The sequence below is a fragment of the Streptomyces atratus genome (genome assembly GCF_040655115.1).
Lineage (GTDB): Bacteria > Actinomycetota > Actinomycetes > Streptomycetales > Streptomycetaceae > Streptomyces > Streptomyces atratus_D.
In genome coordinates this window covers 223,682-240,634 of record NZ_JBFAJH010000001.1, presented here as the reverse complement: position 1 = coordinate 240,634, position 16,953 = coordinate 223,682, and the positions used below count along the sequence as shown (strand labels likewise).

Below are 16,953 nucleotides of genomic sequence, written 5' to 3'. Positions count from 1 at the left end.
CTCTCAGAGGACTTCGGGTGCGCTGATGCCGAGCAGGGACAGGCCGCCCGCGAGCACCGTCCCGGCAGCTTCGGCAACGGCCAGCCGGGAGCGGTGGGCGGCCGAGGGTTTCTCGTCGCCCTTGGGCAGCGGCGGGCAGGCGTCGTGGAAGTCGAAGAAGGCGCGCGCGACCTCTTCGAGCTGCCGGGCGAGCCGGTCGGGCGCGCGATGACGGGCGGCGGCGGCGAGAGCCTGGGGGTAGTCGGCCAGCGTACGCAGCAGTGCGGGGGCGTCGACGTCTTCGTCGTACGCACCGGTGAATCCGAGGAGGGCGGCACCACGGGTGAGTGCGCAGACCCGGGAGTGGGCGTAACGGACCAGGAAGAGCGGGTTGCCGGCGTCCTGGACGAGCAGCTCCGCGCCGAGCGGGGCGTGGTCGTGCCCGGCCGGCCGCAGCAGTCCCCACCGGGTCGCGTCGGGACCGAGCCGCCGCAGCAGTTCCCCCGCGCCGGCACCGGCGGGAACGGGCCGGACGGCGGTGAGCGGAGTCGGCGGCTTCCCCTGTGCGTCGACGTGGACACCCAGCCGTGCCCAGTCCGGGTCGGGCGTCTCGTCGCAGCTGGTACGCACCAGCGCGCCCTGCGTCCCCGCGATCGCGCGCAGCGTGTCGGTGGTGACTGCCGCCCGGACCTCGCGGGCGTGACTGAACTGCAGGATGTCTCCGGCGAGCGCGTCCCCGTGCCCGTACCGGGCCCCTCGCGCCAGCACATCGCGTACGAGTGCCTCGCGCGCCCGGGCGTCGGCCGACGCGTCGAGGGTGAAGCTCAGGAACCCGGGCCCGGTGACGTCGACCCGCCCGATCCCGGACACACCGGCGACCCGGTCCCGCAGGATCTCGGCCACTTCCCTGGCCGGACGCGCGGCAGGCCCGGCCAGCTGCAGCGCCACGGCGCACGCGTAGTCCCCGGTCCCGCCGGGCCTGGTCCTCTCCACCCGCACGCGCGCGGGCACGGGCGCGTGCAGGACGTCCTCGTCGACCGCGCGGCGCACGGCGTGCAGCACGGTTCGGGAGAGATCGGCGGGGGTCACGGGACAAGCGTAGGGGAGGGAGGGGGGCGTTTCGCGAACCGGTTTCGCCATGCGGTCAGCCCGCTGCGCTCTCCGCCCTCCCGGCACTATGTCTGCCGTCGATCGACGGCGGGGCCTCCCTGTTCGCCAACTGCCGTACGAGCCGCACCAGCTCGCTCGGCTCGAAGGGCTTCGCCAGGAACGCGTCGACCCGGGCGGCGGCGCCGTTGTCCACGTCGTACTGCGTGCAGGCACTGATGATCGCGACAGGCAGGTGACTGGTCCGGGGGTCGGAACGGAGCCGGGTGGCGGTCTGCAGACCGTCGAGCCGGGGCATGACCACATCAAGGGTGATCACATCCGGGCAGACCTGATGCACCAGATCCAGACACTCGACACCGTCGGCCGCGGTCACGACCTCGAAGCCCTCAAGCTCAAGATTGACCCTGATCAACTGCCGGATGACCTTGTTGTCGTCGACAACAAGTACGCGGCCACACGCCCCTGACACACTCCGAGGGTAGGTCGGGCGCAGGGGCTGCGTCCGGGATTTGCCCATTTCCGGCCCCTGACGGGTGGCGGGCGGACGGCACATGGCCGACACGGCGGCCCGGCGGACGGTCGCGCGACCGGGCCGACGGCGCGGGGCACGGCGCCACGGGGGCACGGCGCCACGGGGGCACGGCGCCACGGGGGCACGGCGCCACGGGGGCACGGCGCCGCGGGGGCGCCGGGGAACGGGGGCGACGCGCGACGGTGACCGCACGGAAATACCTGTTCACGGGCACCCGCCTGAAGCTGGTAGTGTTTCACCCGTCACCAAGCAGTACGGCGACACGCCCCCGTAGCTCAGGGGATAGAGCATCGGCCTCCGGAGCCGGGTGCGCAGGTTCGAATCCTGCCGGGGGCACTTGAGGAATGGGAACGGACACGTCAGTTTTGACAGGCTTGTCTACCCCGAGTGCCATGATCGGGCGCCAGCACTTCGGTGCGGGCGCCCGATTTTTTGTTCCATGGCTCCAGCTCACGAGTGACGGACACCAGTCCGTCAACCAGGCAGCCCGGGACCGTCACCCGCAGGGTCAGTTCTTCGCGGGGCCGGCTGTAGATGACCTCCAGCCCGAAGGCGTTGTAGAGCCGCCGCTGGATCTCTTCCGGGACCAATGCAAGGTCCACATCGAGGTGCGGGAGCGCATCCAGCAGAGCCGTGGTGTCGGCGGGATCTGCCGCCTGATTCGGCGATCGCAGGTGAGCCAGCTGCTCGGCGAGCTGTTCGCGCTGTGCGCCCAGCGTGGCGTGCTCCCGGCGGATCGCATCACGGAACCGCTTCTGCTGATCCGGACCGAGATCGTCAGCCTCGTCGCCGCCGAAGCCGTCGGCGAGGGTGCGGATGAGGCGGGCCTGGCGCTGGCCGATGGCACTGATGGCGCGCTCCAGCGCAGCCCGCTCCTTGGCAATGCGGTCGCCGGCATCATCCGCGGACCGAGCGGCTTCGATTGCGGCTGTGAGGTGGCTGCGCCGATCGGGGCCGAAGATCCTTGTGGCGAAGCTGTATCCATGGGCGGATTAGATGTGTGTTGAGGCCCCCGCTACGCGGCCAGATGGCGGATTCCCGCCCGGCTCGGAGGCACCACTGTGGCCTGAATCCCGACGACCTCGACGGCGATACCCCACGCCTCAAGCATCTTGGTCGTCTGCACGAGGGTGACCTGGGAGAACGGGAACAGCGTGTCGGCGGTGAGGTCGGTTCCGCTCTTCAGAAGGATCGCGAAGACGACCTTCGACGGCCGGAAACCCTCCGGCAGGGCTCGGCCGGGCCGGGCCGCGGCCACCTTCCGGGCAAACCCGTCCGCGGCCTCCGGCGAGTGCAGCAGGGTCTGCACGGCGACCACGGCCTGACCGAACAGATGGCTCAGCGCGTCGGACCCCTTGGCCCGCTTCACCATGACCAGGACGTCTTCCGGGCTCAGCAGGTCGCAGATCTCCACGCCGTTGCCCCGGTGCAGCGCCGTCCGGACGTTGTCACGGTCGAAGCAGACGTACCCGGGCCGCAGGTCGGGCACCGACTCAATTCCAAGAAATGCCTGCGGAGGGTGTGGGGTGGGCGGCGGCCGAAGCCACCGCGAGACGGTCAGGCGGCGGGCTGCCGGCCCTGGTTGTCGAAGTGGCAGCGGGCGGTCAGGCTTCAGGGTCGACTTCGGGGTGCGTGAACCGCACGGGCTTGCCCAGCGACCGGGCGTAGGCGATTTCGGCTCGGGTGCTGTCTCCGATGTAGTCGCCGACTACGAGGACCTCATCAGCGAGCCGGATCTTCGCCCGGTGCAGATCGTCGAGTCGAACCTTCAGCGCCTCGGCCTCGACAGGATCGGACCAAAGTTCGTGCGGCGACTTCATGTCACAGCCCGGTTTGACAACAATCTTTCCGGCTTTGGTCTCCCGCAGATCGGCCTCGGTCATCTCGGTCATGAAGCGGGTGGAGCCGCAGATCACGACGATACGCGGGAGGCTCAACAGCTTCTTCGCGTCGGCGAGCTTCTCCTCGGGGGTGAGCAGTTGCGGGTATGACACTGGTTCCTCCTGGTGGTGTGGTCCAAGGGGTGCCTGCGGAGACGAGAACGAGGGTGTCCAAGATCGTTTTGTGACGAACGACGTGGACACCCTCGCGACAGCACTCTATGCGACGACCGACGACATGCTGAAGGAGCATCCCGACCTGGCGCCGTGGCGCCCGCCGGTCGGCATTACGCCCCGCCTGAGCGATGCCGAACTGGTCACCCTCGCCACGATGCAGGCCATACTCGGCTACACCTCCGAGGCCAAATGGCTCCGCCATGCCCGTGCCCACCTGCGCCATCTCTTCCCCTACCTGCCCCAGCAGCCCGGCTACAACAAGCGGCTGCGCAAGGCCGCCGGTCTGATGCGAAGCGTCAACCGGATCCTGGCCACCACCACCTCGGTGTGGAGCGACGACGTATGGGTCGTGGACTCCACCCCGGTGGAATGCGGCCGCTCCCGCGAGACCGTCAAACGCTCCGACCTGGCAGGTTGGGCCGAATACGGCTACTGCGCCAGCCACAGCCGCTTCTTCTGGGGCCTGCGCCTGCACCTGGTCTGCACCCTTCAGGGCCTGCCCATCGCCTTCGCCCTGACCGGGGCCAAGGCCGACGAACGCGAGACCCTCCTCGACCTCCTGGCAGCCGAATGCGAGCTTCTGCGAGAGCGCCCCCGACAGACTCTCATCGGCGACAAGAACTACTTCGGCCGTAGTTTCGAACGCGAACTGTCCGAGCATGGAGTCCAGTTGCTGCGGCCTGCCCGTAAAGGTGAACGGGAACGGCCTGGCGCAGCCCTGTTCAAGCCGCTGCGGCAGGTCATCGAATCGATCAACGAGACCTTCAAGGGACAGCTTGACCTCGAACGGCACCGAGGGCGCACACCCGGAGGTGTCATAGCCCGCGTCATGCAACGCATCCTCGCGCTGACCGCCCGGAGCTCCGCTGCCCGCGCTCTGCTGGGTGCTCGACCCGATCGACGGGACGATGTACTTCGCCCGGGGCGCGCCGATGTATGCCGTGTCGCTCGCCTACGTGCGGGACGACGTCCCGCTGGTGGGCGTGGTGGACGCACCTGTTCTCGGTCGGCGGTGGACGACGCCGGGCCGCCCGGAGAGTGCACGTCCTGTGGCCGAGGACGTGCGCCGCGCGGTCGTGGGTGTCTCCGGCACCGGATCGGGGCGCAGCGGCGCACGACGCGTCCTCGACCGCGTCCAGGACGAGGCCTACCGATTCCGCATGCAGGGCTCGATGGCGCTGGACCTGGTGGGCGTGGCGGAGGGCTGGCTGGACGCCTGCGTGTGCATCGCCCCCAAGCCGTGGGATGTCGCGGCCGGGGTGGCGTTGTGCCGCGAACGAGGGCGGGCGGTCCTCGGTGCCGACGGCACGGTTCTCCTTCGACTCGCCGGTTCTGCTGGCGGGCGCGCCCGGGGTGGCCCGGTGGCTCGCCGGCCTGTGGGAAAGCATCTGAGCCGACGGCCTTTGGCTGCCCTGCCTCGGCGACACGCCTTTCCCGCACGCCAGGTGAACGCACGTACGGTGACGGACTCTTGACGGGCCGCAGGGTGGGCGGTGGTGCCATATGCCCAATGTCGCGGGGATTCAGAGACATCGCCAGCGGGCTACTACGTACGCTGGGTCGGCGTACGCGCACTTTCGGTAGACAGTGCGTGTCACTAAGCGTGACGATGGAGCCCGGTCGGAAGCGGTAGGGCGTGGCGGGTGCGCGGGAGGTGGCCGATGGTGGCCTACGAGAACACGGATGGCGGGGCGGGGGCGGGGAGTTGTGGCGAGCCCGGGGCCTCGGAAAGCCTGCGCACCTTCGGCGCGGTCGTCCAGGCCTTACGGGAACACGCGGGCCTCAGCCGCGAGGAGTTCGCCGACCTGGTCCGCTTCTCGAAGCACACAGTCGCCTCGGTCGAGCAGGGCCGCCGCATGCCGGACCGGGACTTCCTGGAGCGTGCGGAGGAGGCGACCGGAAACACCGGCGCGCTGAGGAGGGCTGCGCCGCACCTGTCGCGGCAGGCGGGGCTGGCGAGTTGGTTCCGGCAGTGGGCTCGACTGGAGGCGACGGCGATCAGCCTGTACACGTACGAATGCCGGGTGGTGCCTGGTCTGTTGCAGACGGAGGCGTACACGCGGGCGGTGTCGTTGGCTGTGCCGCCGCTGCCCGGCCCGGAGGAACTGGAGCAGCGGATCACTGCGCGACTGGCACGGCAGGAACTGTTGGCGGTGACACGGAAACCGCCGACTGCGTTCAGCTTCATCGTCGAGCAGGCGGTGCTGGAGCGGGGGACGGGCGGGGAGGAGGTGACGCGGGAACTCTTCGACCACTTACTGGAGTTGATCGAGCGGAACTGGAACGTGGAGTTTCAGGTAATGCCGCTGCGGCAGCCGTCGCATGCGGGGGTGGACGGGCCGATCATGCTGGCCGAGACACCTGAGAATCGGTGGTTCGGCTACTCGGAGGGGCAGCAGAACGGACGGCTGATCTCCAGCCCGAAAGACCTGGTTCAAGAGCAGCTACAGCGGCTCGCAGGGTGACGCCTGCATCGAGGTGGCACAGGGCACGCAAGCGATCCACGTGCGGGATTCCAAGGACCGGCAGAGCCCCGAACTCGCCCTCTCCCCCACCGCGTGGAACGACTTCGTCAGCTACGCCGCCCAGGGCTGACCCCCGCACCCCCCGCGCTGGACGCTTCCGGCGCGGGGCGTTGCCATTTCACCGTTCATCGGGCAGGCGGCGTCCACTTGCCCTTGGCAACGGCCTCCTGAAGCCGCGCGGAAAAGTGTGCGTGTGCTGCGCGCATCTCCTACTCCGCCGCGAGCCAAGGCTGATCAGCGTCTGCGTCGGCCCCCACGAAGGCCGCGACGAACGGCCCGTAAACAGTGCGCAGGCTGTCCACTTCGGACAGGAAGCGCGCGGGTGTCCTCGTCGAGGACGGAGGGCTTGATGACCTTCACGGCAGCCTGATGACCGGCCGCGGACTCGCCGAGAAACACCTGCCCCATGCCACCGGCCTCGATCCGGCAGACAAGGGCAAGCCCCCGATCTCCTTCGGGTCCTCGTCCCTCAGTGGCTCCGCGGTGCTACGCCTCCCCCTTGTGGCCTGTGCGCGCCGCCCTGGACATGAGCCGCCCCGGACCGGAATCAGTCTATGCAAGGCCCATGCTGCACCAGGCAAACGGGGATGGACCGAGCGGTGGACTGTCGGCCGGCGGCCCCCTGACCCGCCCGACTCGTTCAGCACCCGGGCCCGAGGCAGCTGACGACGAACGCCATGTGCTGCACATTCCCCTTCTCGGCCCAGATGGCATGGTTGCCGACAGTCTCATCCCCCTCGGCCCTGCGCCAGAGCCACTGCTCGCCGACGCTCGCTGTCCGTCCCCGGAAGTCCGAAAGGCTGGTGAGCAGTCGGGCCGCAGCCCGGTTGGGCATGTCGTACCTCTTGCCGAAGGGAATCTTGACCAGGTGGAACGAGCGGGCCGTCGTGTACCGCAGCAGTCCCCACCGGCCGCCGCCCACGCCCACGGGCTGGGACAGGTAGGAGGCGGGATGTATGCCGTAGTCGCCGTAGCGCAGGTGCGGAAGGTATGAGCGTCCGCTGTGGTGGATCTCGTGCCAGGCTTCCCAGTCCGACCGAAGCTCCTCGTGGACACTTCCTTGCCAGAGGTCGTCGGGCGGCTCCGGGAAGCCCCCTGCGAGGACCACGAGGGCGCGCCACCGGGTGAGCGGGATGAGTGAATCCAGGGCACGCAGCGCCTCCTTCGCCGCATCCGGGCGGAAGGGCAGGACGGTGCCGAGGTCCAGCAACAGGTCGGCAAACGTCCCGGCGGGGAGGTGGTCCAGCAGTGCCCGGACATCCAGGGCCATCCGGTCGTGCCACTCGCCGGGGAGCGGCACCCGCACACCCATGCCTGAGTTGAGCCGACGGGCCACGGCGAGGGCGAGCGCCTGCTGAGCCCCGGGCCTTCCTGGGCCCGTGACCGGGCGCAGGTTGCGGTGGTCCCACCACTCAGGAGCCAGGACCTCGGTCAGGACCGCGGCTTCGTCGGCGTCGGCGTGGGGCGCGTCCAGCCAAGCCGAGCCGTACCCCTGCGCCGCGGTGACGTGTTTCGTCTCACGGTCCAGCCGATCGGCCAGATGCTTGGGCTGCATGCCGGGATGCGGGTGCAGCGTCCACAGCGGTGTCACCCGAGTACGTATCTGTGGTTCCAGGGCACGATAGGCATCCGCCGCGTGCTTACTGGCTGACAGGACAGGAACGTACAGCGCTCCGGACATGGCGGCCCCCCTCAGCACGGTCCGTGTCGCCCGCCCTCAGAGTGAAATAAGGAGCTGCGTCCGGAAAGAGGGCCGATCGGCCACTGTGGCGTGTATACGTCAGAATGGGGGAGGTGGTGTCAGGGCCCGGCACGCCGGTGTCCGGATGCGCCGCGGTGCGTGGCTCCTCGCATGCTGACCTGCGCCATGCGGTTGATCCGCATCACTCGAACCGACACCCGCGCGCGGGCGTCTCGGGGGACCCATCGACGAGGGGAACGTCGCGAAACGCACTCTGGCCGCCGCGCAACTGCGAGGCAGTCTCTCGCAGAATCTACGACGACGTACACCCTCACCGACGACTCCAGGCGCGCTCTGGAGCAGTTATCCCGAGCTCGCGCAGGTGACCGCGGGGCTGTACATCGGTGACCGACCGGATCTGGACGCACCTCTCCAAGCCTCGGTACCCGCTGCGTGCCCCGTCGTTGGCGGCGTACGCAACCTCTGCTGCGGCTTTTCCATCCCCGCTCGGTGCACACCGCCGCCACAGCACCTCCTCCAGAACCGCTCGCCTCGCTCACCCTGCAGCGTCTGGGTATGGCATCCGGCTGGCTTCGCGTCCGCACCCACCCGCGGCGTCGATAGGGTCCGCCCTGTGAGCGAGTACCAGTACTACGAGTTCCAGACCCTCGATCGACCGCTGAGCCGCGAGGAGCAGGAGCAGCTGCGGGCCATCTCCACGCGTGCCCGGATCACAGCCACCAGCTTCACCAACACCTACAACTGGGGCGACTTGAGCGGCAGTCCACGCCGCATGGTCGAGCACTACTTCGACGCCCACCTGTACGTCACCAACTGGGGCACCCACCGGCTGATGCTCCGCCTGCCCACGAAAGCCCTGGACCTGCCCACAGTGAAGCCGTACTGCCTCGACCACCATGTCGACGCCTGGACCACCCGCACCCACCTCCTGCTCGATCTCACCAGCGAGGACGAGGGCGGCGACTGGGTCGAGGACGCCGACGACTCCCTGGCCGCCCTCATCGGCGTACGCGACGAACTCGCCAATGGCGACCTGCGCCCCCTCTACCTCGCCTGGCTCTCCGCGCTTACCGCCTGGGAACTCGAAGACGACGAGGAAGAGGAGTACCAGACCTGCCCCGAACCGCCCGTCCCGCCCGGGCTCGGCGAACTGACCGCCCCGCAGCGCGCGCTCGCGGACTTCCTGCGCGTGAATGACGACCTGCTGGCAGTAGCGGCCCAGGCCAGTCCCACCGGGCCCAAGGAGCCGGTCGAACCCACGAAGAAGGAACTCGCCCCGCTGATCGCCGCCCTCCCGCAGAAGGAAAAAGACGCTCTGCTGCTGCGGCTCGCCATCGGCCCGGAAACCGGGTTGCGCACCGAACTCCTGCACCGCCTGCGCGGCACCACAGCCCCGACCACGGTCCCCGGAGACCGATCAGCGGCCGACCTCCTGGACGCCGCCCACACACGGCGCACCGAACATGGACAGCGCGCCGAACGCGAACGAGCCGCAGCCCGCAACCAGCACCTGACCGCCCTCGCAGGCGAGGCCGACCACATCTGGCAGCAGGTCGAAGCACACATCGCCACCAAGAAGACCAACGCCTACGACCAGGCCGTCACCCTCCTCGCGGAACTACGGGACGCGTGCGTGCACACTGGACGGAGCACGGACTTCCGAGAGCGCCTCACCAACCTGCGCGAGGGCTACCAGCGCCGCCCCGGCCTCATCCACCGCCTCGACCACCACGGCCTCCGGTAACAACGCCACTCCCCCGTCTGCAGGCTTCCGCCCCGAGACCACCGCGCGGCTGAGTTCCAGAGCGACCCCACACCACCCGTGATCACCCGGCATGTACAGGTCAGCCCTGTGCGCACGGCCAGCCACGTCTTGCGGCTCCTGCCGAGACCCGAACCTGCGGTCAATCGCCGCCGACCTACCGATTCAGCCGGACAACCGCCTCGATCACCAACTGTCCGGCGCCGACCAGCGGTTCCGCCCGCCCCCATGCTCCGAGCGCCCCGCCGGGGGCACTTCCGGATAGACCCTCTGATCAGCGGAAACGCTGAGCAGAGGGTCTTTTTCATGCCGTTGGACGCTGCCGGACCGGTGGCCGTTGCGCTTGACGCTCCGGAACCGCGCGACCATCCCTGCTCTGCGGTTTTCCCGAGGCGAAACGGAGCGCCGCCGGCCGGCCGTCCCGCGTCACCCTGCACTGTGGGACACACGCCGACGCGAGCAACATCCCTTTCCGCCTTGACGCTTGGCATTCCGCGCATGCGAGCCGATGGTCCGAGGCGGCCTGACCGACCGAGCGGTCACCGCGTCGGCGAGGCTTCTTCTAGCGGAGCGCTACGAGTCGACCCGCACCCCCGCAGTCCCGGGCGGCACCCTCGTCCTCGACAGCGAAGGGCTGGCCAAAGCCGTCCTGCGCGACCGCACCGTCACGGGCTGGCTCGCCCTGGCCCGCGCCGACGACCTACGCGTGATCACCTCCGCGGCCACCCTCGTCGAAGTGGTCCACCCCCGAATCAATCGCCCGGCCCTGGAGTGGACGCTCGCCCGTCTGGTCATCGAACCGATGACCAAGCCGATCGCCCGTCACGCCGCCGTTCTCCTCGCCGAAGCCGGCCTGCACGGCCACACGTACGCCATCGACGCCATGCTCGTCGCCACCGCCCTGGCCGCTCCGGGCCCGGTCACGATCCTGACCTCGGACCCCGAGGACCTCACCGCCCTGTGCGGCGGACGCGTCACCGTGATCAAGGTCTGACCAGATCCTCGTCGCTCCGCCTCAGCTACGCCGGGGCCGGAGCCTCAAACGCTTCCGTCCATTCCACTGCGACGACAGTTGGGCGACAGCCATTCAGTACGCCGAAATGGCTCAAACTTCCATCCTGCCCATCGCGACGGACAGAAGCTCATCAGGTGTGATCGATGTGACCCTGTGGGCGCACGGCCGGTCGTGCACCCGCATCGCCGTCTGCGAGAACATGCCGACGGCTTCCTCAGGGGCGTCGGTCGGCTCCTGCTCGGTACCGCCCTCGCCGTTGTCGGCCCGCCGACGCCCGCGTCGCGCTCGTGGGCGATCGGGACGACCGCGACCTCGTCGTCCAGCGAACCGACCGCGAAGTCCGGCACTGTGCTCAGTCCGGCATTCGTCAGGTCGAGCCGGATCTGCGGCACGGACGCGTGGTCACGGATCCGGAAGCCCCACAAGGACAGAAGGCCCCGGATCAACCTGAGCCCTGAGAAGAGAGCCAAGGAGTTACTATCATTGATGTTAGTAACCTGAATGTTCGTGTCTGGTGTCACTGGAGGCTGCGCATGGCGGATTTCGTGGGGCGGCAGGCCGAGCTGGCCACGCTTGAGCGCGACCTGGGCAAGGTCGTGGCCGGTGCCGGCGGGGAGCGGCCCGGCAGGTGCGTGATGCTGCGGGGGCGCCGCCGCGTGGGCAAGTCCAGGCTGGTCGAGCGCTTCGCCGAGCGTTCCGGGGCACCGTTCCTCTTCTACGCCGCCACCGGGGCATCACCCGAGGCCGACCTCCAGAGGCTGGCCCGGGACGCCGACGCGTCGACCCTGCCGCTGGCGGGCCTCCTGGCCGGAGCCCGGCCTGCGAGCTGGGACGCCGCGTTCGACGTGCTGGCGGCGGCCCTGCCCCACGATCGGGCGAGCGTGGTCGTCCTGGACGAACTGCCGTATCTGATGGACCCGGACGGCGCCTTCGAGGGTGTGCTGCAGCGCGCCTGGGACCGAGTGCTGGAGACCAAGCCGGTACTCCTCGTCCTCATCGGGTCCGACCTGTCGATGATGGAGGCGCTGAACAGCTATGGGCGCCCGTTCCACCAGCGCGGCCGCGAGATGGTGCTCGGACCGCTCAACCCCGCGGAGGTGGGCCGGATGCTCGGCTTGGACGCCGCGTCGGCCTTCGACGCCACGCTGGTCACGGGCGGCCTGCCGCTCATCTGCACGGAGTGGAGGCACGGAGCGGGTCTGTGGGACTTCCTCGCGGAGGCCCTCAGCGACCCGGTCTCCGCCCTGCTGGTCTCGGCCGAGCGATCACTGGCGGCGGAGTTCCCCAAGGAGTTGCAGGCCCGTACCGTGCTGTCCGCAATCGGGAGCGGCGAGCGGACGTTCTCCAACATCGCCCGCGCGGCCGGCGGCCTGTCCGGCGCATCCCTGCAACGATCCCTCACCGCCCTCACGGACAAACGGATGGTCGCCGCCGAACTGCCCCTGTCCACCCGACCGTCGAAGGACCGCCGCTACCGGGTCGCCGACCCGTACCTGCGTTTCTGGCTCAAACTGCTCGGCCCGGCCCTCCCGGAGATCGAGCGCGGCCGGGGCGATCTGACACTGTCCCGCATCAGGGAGAACTGGACGAGCTGGCGCGGCCGGGCCGTCGAGCCCCTGGTCCGGGAGGCCCTGGCACGCCTGCTGCCCGACGGGAACCTTCCGGCGGCCCCGGCCATCGGTGGCTACTGGACGCGTACGAACGACGTGGAGATCGACGTCGTGGGCGCGGACAGGGCCCCGATCGCCAAGGAGCTGCTGTTCGTCGGCTCGGTGAAGTGGCTGGAGAACTCCCCCTTCGACCGCCACGACCTGGCCGCGCTGCACCGCCACCGGGCCGCACTGACACCCGATCCGGTGCCGGTGGTCGCGGTCTCGCGCGGTGGGATCGACTGCGGAGCACTGGACGCGGCATACGGACCTGCGGAGCTGCTGGAGGCGTGGGGCGGCGTTCGGTGACACCGCCCGCCTGTACGACCGGCGCTGTCGGTCTGCCGGCCGCGGATCCCCGCGCACTCAACGGACTCGAGTTCAGCGCGGCTCTTCCCTCGCGCCGGCCGAGACGATCCTCGCTGCCCGCCCGGCGGACCTCGACGCTGCGGCAGCAGCGCTTCGCGAACCCGTCAGGTTCGCGCCTCACCAGGCATGGCCCCGTCCGGCTCATTCGGCCTCGTCCCTCCGGCCGAGCCAAGGCGAAGGGCGTCCCGTCCAGATGCGCCAAGCGTCCCTGCTCCGCCGCCCTGACAGGCCGGGCAGGTGCGCGGTCACCCCGCACAGCCACCCGGCCCGCGTCGGCCGAGCGGGATCAGCCCACCGGCAGCCCCGGCGCCGGGTACGCGTCCATCAGGCTCTTCACCTCGCCGCGTACCTTCTCGACGGCGGACTCGTCGCCGGTGCGCGCCGCCTCGACCACCCGGTCGATCCACTCCGCGACCGTGCCCATCGCGGATGCGGGGATCCCGCGGGAGGTCAGGGCCGGGGTGCCGATGCGGATGCCGGACGGGTCGAACGGCTTGCGGGTGTCGTACGGGACGGTGTTGTAGTTGACGACGATGCCGGCCCGGTCCAGGGCCTTCGCCGCGATCTTGCCGGGTACGTCCTTGCCGGTGAGGTCGATCAGCAGGAGGTGGTTGTCCGTGCCGCCGGAGACCAGGTCGAAACCGCGGGAAGCCAACGCCTCCCCCAGGGCACGGGCGTTGGTCACGACCTGGTGGGCGTAAGCGCTGAAGTCGGGGGTCGCGGCTTCCTTGAGGGCCACCGCGATCGCTGCCGTCGTCTGGTTGTGCGGGCCGCCCTGGAGGCCGGGGAAGACGGCGCGGTCGATGGCGCGGGCGTGCTCCGCCCGGCTCAGCAGCATCGCGCCGCGCGGACCGCGCAGTGTCTTGTGGGTGGTGGTGGAGACCACGTCGGCGTACGGGGCCGGCGAGGGGTGGGCGCCGCCCGCGATCAGGCCCGCGATGTGGGCGATATCAGCGACCAGGACCGCGCCGGCCTCCTTGGCGATCTCGGCGAAACCGGCGAAGTCGATCTCCCGGGGCACTGCCGTACCGCCGCAGAAGATCACCCCGGGGCGCTCGGCGAGGGCCAGGTCGCGGACCTCGTCCAGGTCGATACGGCCGGTGTCGCGGCGGACGCCGTACTGCACACCGCGGAACCAGGTGCCGGTCGCGGAGACGCCCCAGCCGTGTGTGAGGTGGCCGCCCATCGGCAGCGACATGCCGAGCACGGTGTCGCCGGGCTGCAGGAAGGCCAGGTACACCGCGAGGTTGGCGGGCGAGCCGGAGTACGGCTGCACGTTGGCGTGGTCCATGCCGAAGAGGGATGTGGCCCGTTCGACGGCCACCGTCTCCACCTGGTCGATGATCTGCTGGCCCTCGTAGTACCGCTTGCCGGGGTAGCCCTCGGAGTACTTGTTCTGGAGCACCGTGCCGGAGGCCTCCAGCACGGCTGCGGAGACGTAGTTCTCACTGGGGATCAGGCGCAGGGTGTCGGCCTGGAGCTGCTCCTCCGCGGTGACCAGGGCGGCGAGCTCCGGGTCGGTGGCGGTGAGCGCGGGGCGGCGGTTCTCGGGTGTCGTCACGGGATCCTCCCGGGTCTGGCGCATGGCTGCGGCGTGGACCCGGATGCCCAGGCGGACGGCTCTCCGGCGGTGACGCCTCCGGGCAGGCCCGGAGTGTGCCGCTTCCTCGTGGTCGGTTCCACGGAGCACCCCTGCCGGGATGCGCGCCAGTCGCGGCGCCTCTCAGTCTACTGATGGGGGCGGCCCGGGGAGCTGTTCGATGGGCCGTTCGTGGATGTTCCGCCCGATTGACACCCTTCATGGCGGCGAGGATGGTGGTAACGCCGGGCGCGGTCAGGGGTGCCGCGCCCAACGGTCGGGGGGCCGGTATGAGTTGGGGCGATCCATCTTTCGGGCCGGAAGGCTCTCCCCCGGTACCGCCGCCGCCGTCCCGTCCGCCGACCGTGGGACCGCCGCCTCCCGGTGCCGCGCTGCGCGCCACGGCGGTGGGGCTGCTCAATCTCTCGGGTCTCGGGATCGGTTATGCCCTGGTGGGGCGCTGGGGCTGGGCCGTTCTGTGCTGGCCGGCCACCGGTGTGCTGCTGCTGGTCGCGCTGCCCGCCGACCCCGACGGCGTGGCCGGGGGGCTGGTCGTCGCGTATGTGCTCGTGGTGGTGGCGGCCGCCGTGCACGGGGCGTGGATCGGGCGGCGTAGCGCTGTCGGGGGATCGTGGCGGCCGGTGGTGGCGGCCGGGGTCGGACTGCTGCTCCTGGCGGTACCGGCGGGGGGCGTCCCCTGTCGAGTCGGCTTGTACATGCCCCTCCTTCCCGAGCGATTCCCACGTTCGTCCTGAGCGGCTGCCCCGTGATCGCTACGGTGACGGGGTTAAGACACGAGGGAGGGGTCGGGATGAGAGCGGACACCGTCGACCTGCGACGGATCTTCGGAAAAGACGTCCGGTACACAGTGCCTCTGTTCCAGCGACCCTACGTATGGACGATGGGCGAGAACTGGGCCGCACTGTGGGAGGACATCCGACGGACGGTCGAACACTTCGAGCGTGCACAGGAAAACGACGAGACAGTGCCCCCGCACTTCCTCGGCGCGGTGGTCTTCGACCAGACACCGTATTTGTCATCGAACCTGGAGACACGGCAGGTCATCGACGGGCAGCAGCGGCTGACGACACTGCAGCTGTTCCTGTACGCCGCACGGCTGTCGGCGACCGCGCTGAACCACAAGAAATCGGTGCGACTGCTCAGCAAGTTCCTGGAGAACGACAGGGACCTGTTCGATGCGGACAAGTCTCCCGACCATCTCTACAAAGTGTGGCCGACCAACGCCGACCGTGAGGAGTTCCGGTCCGTGATGCTCGGCCAGGAGGGTACAGGCCGACTCGGCGAAGCGGTCGCGTACTTCCGGCAGGAGCTCGACGGCTGGCTGGCGGAGGTGCCCGTCCCAGAGGACCGTCTCGACGCGTTGGTGCAGACGCTCAGGGAGCAGTTGCGGCTGGTCATCATCGATCTGGAGGAGCACGACGATGCTCAGGTCGTGTTCGAAACGCTCAACAGCCGTGGTACTCCGCTGGAGCACGCGGACCTGGTGAAGAACCTGCTCTTCCGTGAAGCCGAACATGCCGGCGCCGATGTCGAACGGCTCTATCTGACGTACTGGGCCCCCTTCGATCAGTCGCAGTGGCGCACCGAGCAGACGACCGGCCGCATCACCCGAAGTCGGCTGGATGTCTTCCTGACCTACTGGCTGACCATGCGCACGCGGCGCGAGTTCACCGCATCCGCCCTGTTCAAGGAGTTCGAGCGATGGCTGCGGGCGGAGAACGTACCCACTGAGGACGTTTTCGCCGAGCTGGCGCGGTACGCAGAGATCTATGACCGCATCGACAAACACCCGCTCGACGGCAGCGAGGGCAGGTTCCTGTACCGGCTGAAGGTCATGCAGACCTCCACACCCATGCCGTTGCTTCTATTCCTCTACGGTCTGGGTGACAAGGTGCTGCCTCCACTGCGGCGCCGGCGTGCGATCCGCGCCATGGACAGTTACCTCGTCCGTCGGGCGATCCTCAACCTCAGCAACCGCGACTACAACCACGTCTTCCGTGACCTTGTCGCAGCCGCATCCAAGCAGCCGGAAACCGCCGACGAAGCGGTCATCACAGCACTGGCGGGGATGCAGGGCCACCATCGTCAGTGGCCCACGGACATCGACTTCACGACCGTTCTGGAACAGGACCCGCTCTACACGCGCCTCTACCGCCATCGGGTGCGGATCCTGCTCGAGGCCCTGGAGGACGCGCTCCGCACCGACCACACCGAGCAGCTCACCGTGCCGGTCGGCGTGGATCTCGGATCCAAGCTGACGATCGAGCACGTCATGCCGCAGAGCTGGCGCGACAACTGGCCGCCGCTGGAGGACGATCCCGACGAGGGTTCCGGCCGTGACGAGCTGGTCCACTCGCTCGGCAATCTGACCTTGGTGACCGCCCGTCTCAACCCCGCGCTGGGAAACATGGCGTGGGAGGACAAACGGAAATGGCTCGGTGAACACAGCCTTCTCCGGCTCACCCACGGCACCTTGCTCAATGCGCCAGCGGGGGCCCACATCAGCGCTTTCGGCGACTGGAGCTCCTCGTGGGACGAGCACCGGATCCATGCCCGAGGGGCTTACCTCGCTTCCTTGGCCGTACATATCTGGCCGTCGGAGGCGGAGCTGCGGGCCATGCCGGTCGTCGACTCTGTCGAGGGGGCATGAGCG

Annotated in this window: 15 protein-coding genes, 1 tRNA gene and 1 pseudogene; 11 read left to right on the top strand and 6 right to left on the bottom strand. The window is 69.3% G+C overall.

Annotated elements, in window-relative coordinates; translation table 11 throughout:
* Positions 1-3: 3 nt before the first annotated feature.
* Together nrtL and AB0I23_RS01140 are read right to left on the bottom strand one after the other, a co-directional pair.
* Positions 4-1,068: an ArgS-related anticodon-binding protein NrtL gene (gene nrtL, locus AB0I23_RS01145; RefSeq protein ID WP_359105636.1), complete on the bottom strand. Its 1,065-nt coding sequence runs from the start codon at positions 1,066-1,068 to the stop codon at positions 4-6.
* A 55-nt stretch (positions 1,069-1,123) separates the two neighbouring features.
* Positions 1,124-1,606 carry a response regulator gene (locus AB0I23_RS01140; protein WP_359105634.1) on the bottom strand — a complete coding sequence of 161 codons (483 nt, stop codon included), beginning with the start codon at positions 1,604-1,606 and terminating at the stop codon, positions 1,124-1,126.
* 279 nt (positions 1,607-1,885) lie between these two features.
* On the opposite strand from AB0I23_RS01140, the gene AB0I23_RS01135 reads away from it, so the two are divergent.
* Together AB0I23_RS01135 and AB0I23_RS01130 are read left to right on the top strand one after the other, a co-directional pair.
* Positions 1,886-1,957: transfer RNA gene (locus AB0I23_RS01135), tRNA-Arg, on the top strand.
* 56 nt (positions 1,958-2,013) lie between these two features.
* Positions 2,014-2,628 carry a hypothetical protein gene (locus tag AB0I23_RS01130; protein ID WP_359105631.1) on the top strand — a complete coding sequence of 205 codons (615 nt, stop codon included), beginning with the start codon at positions 2,014-2,016 and terminating at the stop codon, positions 2,626-2,628.
* An 8-nt stretch (positions 2,629-2,636) separates the two neighbouring features.
* Here AB0I23_RS01130 and AB0I23_RS01125 read toward each other — a convergent pair whose 3' ends face one another.
* Both AB0I23_RS01125 and AB0I23_RS01120 read right to left on the bottom strand, forming a co-directional pair.
* Positions 2,637-3,110: a TIGR04141 family sporadically distributed protein gene (locus tag AB0I23_RS01125; RefSeq protein ID WP_359105629.1), complete on the bottom strand. Its 474-nt coding sequence runs from the start codon at positions 3,108-3,110 to the stop codon at positions 2,637-2,639.
* 115 nt (positions 3,111-3,225) lie between these two features.
* Positions 3,226-3,615 (bottom strand): hypothetical protein, encoded by a 390-nt coding sequence (locus tag AB0I23_RS01120; RefSeq protein ID WP_359105627.1) that lies wholly within the window; start codon positions 3,613-3,615, stop codon positions 3,226-3,228.
* A 70-nt stretch (positions 3,616-3,685) separates the two neighbouring features.
* Here AB0I23_RS01120 and AB0I23_RS01115 point away from each other — a divergent pair.
* The 4 genes and pseudogenes from AB0I23_RS01115 to AB0I23_RS01100 all read left to right on the top strand — a co-directional run.
* Positions 3,686-4,534: pseudogene (locus AB0I23_RS01115) on the top strand (IS982 family transposase); the annotation flags it as partial.
* A 28-nt stretch (positions 4,535-4,562) separates the two neighbouring features.
* On the top strand, positions 4,563-5,153 hold the full coding sequence (locus tag AB0I23_RS01110; protein ID WP_359105624.1) for an inositol monophosphatase family protein: 591 nt from the start codon (positions 4,563-4,565) through the stop codon (positions 5,151-5,153).
* 189 nt (positions 5,154-5,342) lie between these two features.
* Positions 5,343-6,143 carry a helix-turn-helix domain-containing protein gene (locus AB0I23_RS01105; RefSeq protein ID WP_436846862.1) on the top strand — a complete coding sequence of 267 codons (801 nt, stop codon included), beginning with the start codon at positions 5,343-5,345 and terminating at the stop codon, positions 6,141-6,143.
* 13 nt (positions 6,144-6,156) lie between these two features.
* Positions 6,157-6,273, top strand: a complete 117-nt coding sequence (locus tag AB0I23_RS01100; protein ID WP_359105619.1) for a DUF397 domain-containing protein — start codon at positions 6,157-6,159, stop codon at positions 6,271-6,273.
* Positions 6,274-6,843: 570 nt separating this feature from the next.
* Here the strand turns inward: AB0I23_RS01100 and AB0I23_RS01095 are convergent.
* Complete coding sequence (locus AB0I23_RS01095) at positions 6,844-7,884, bottom strand: beta family protein (protein ID WP_359105616.1); 1,041 nt, start codon at positions 7,882-7,884, stop codon at positions 6,844-6,846.
* A 634-nt stretch (positions 7,885-8,518) separates the two neighbouring features.
* Between AB0I23_RS01095 and AB0I23_RS01090 the strand changes: the two genes are divergently transcribed.
* From AB0I23_RS01090 to AB0I23_RS01080, 3 genes are all read left to right on the top strand, one after another.
* Positions 8,519-9,649 carry a hypothetical protein gene (locus tag AB0I23_RS01090; RefSeq protein WP_359105614.1) on the top strand — a complete coding sequence of 377 codons (1,131 nt, stop codon included), beginning with the start codon at positions 8,519-8,521 and terminating at the stop codon, positions 9,647-9,649.
* Positions 9,650-10,151: 502 nt separating this feature from the next.
* On the top strand, positions 10,152-10,661 hold the full coding sequence (locus AB0I23_RS01085) for a DNA-binding protein (protein WP_359105612.1): 510 nt from the start codon (positions 10,152-10,154) through the stop codon (positions 10,659-10,661).
* Positions 10,662-11,215: 554 nt separating this feature from the next.
* Complete coding sequence (locus AB0I23_RS01080) at positions 11,216-12,640, top strand: ATP-binding protein (protein WP_359105610.1); 1,425 nt, start codon at positions 11,216-11,218, stop codon at positions 12,638-12,640.
* A gap of 346 nt (positions 12,641-12,986) precedes the next feature.
* Here the strand turns inward: AB0I23_RS01080 and glyA are convergent, their stop codons facing one another.
* Positions 12,987-14,285, bottom strand: a complete 1,299-nt coding sequence (glyA, locus tag AB0I23_RS01075) for a serine hydroxymethyltransferase (protein WP_436846857.1) — start codon at positions 14,283-14,285, stop codon at positions 12,987-12,989.
* A gap of 359 nt (positions 14,286-14,644) precedes the next feature.
* Between glyA and AB0I23_RS01070 the strand changes: the two genes are divergently transcribed.
* Both AB0I23_RS01070 and AB0I23_RS01065 read left to right on the top strand, forming a co-directional pair.
* Complete coding sequence (locus AB0I23_RS01070) at positions 14,645-15,034, top strand: hypothetical protein (protein ID WP_359105604.1); 390 nt, start codon at positions 14,645-14,647, stop codon at positions 15,032-15,034.
* A 56-nt stretch (positions 15,035-15,090) separates the two neighbouring features.
* Positions 15,091-16,950, top strand: coding sequence for a DUF262 domain-containing protein (locus tag AB0I23_RS01065; RefSeq protein WP_359105601.1), 1,860 nt, complete (start codon positions 15,091-15,093; stop codon positions 16,948-16,950).
* The last annotated feature ends 3 nt before the right edge of the window (positions 16,951-16,953 follow it).

What these genes read in the sequence shown, in the direction of transcription:
- AB0I23_RS01080 (WP_359105610.1), top strand. Translation starts at nt 11,216, where the DNA reads ATGGCGGATTTCGTGGGGCGGCAGGCCGAGCTGGCCACGCTTGAGCGC.
- AB0I23_RS01065 (WP_359105601.1), top strand. Translation starts at nt 15,091, where the DNA reads ATGAGAGCGGACACCGTCGACCTGCGACGGATCTTCGGAAAAGACGTC.
- AB0I23_RS01130 (WP_359105631.1), top strand. Translation starts at nt 2,014, where the DNA reads ATGATCGGGCGCCAGCACTTCGGTGCGGGCGCCCGATTTTTTGTTCCA.
- glyA (WP_436846857.1), bottom strand. Translation starts at nt 14,285, where the DNA reads ATGCGCCAGACCCGGGAGGATCCCGTGACGACACCCGAGAACCGCCGC.
- AB0I23_RS01140 (WP_359105634.1), bottom strand. Translation starts at nt 1,606, where the DNA reads ATGGGCAAATCCCGGACGCAGCCCCTGCGCCCGACCTACCCTCGGAGT.
- AB0I23_RS01095 (WP_359105616.1), bottom strand. Translation starts at nt 7,884, where the DNA reads ATGTCCGGAGCGCTGTACGTTCCTGTCCTGTCAGCCAGTAAGCACGCG.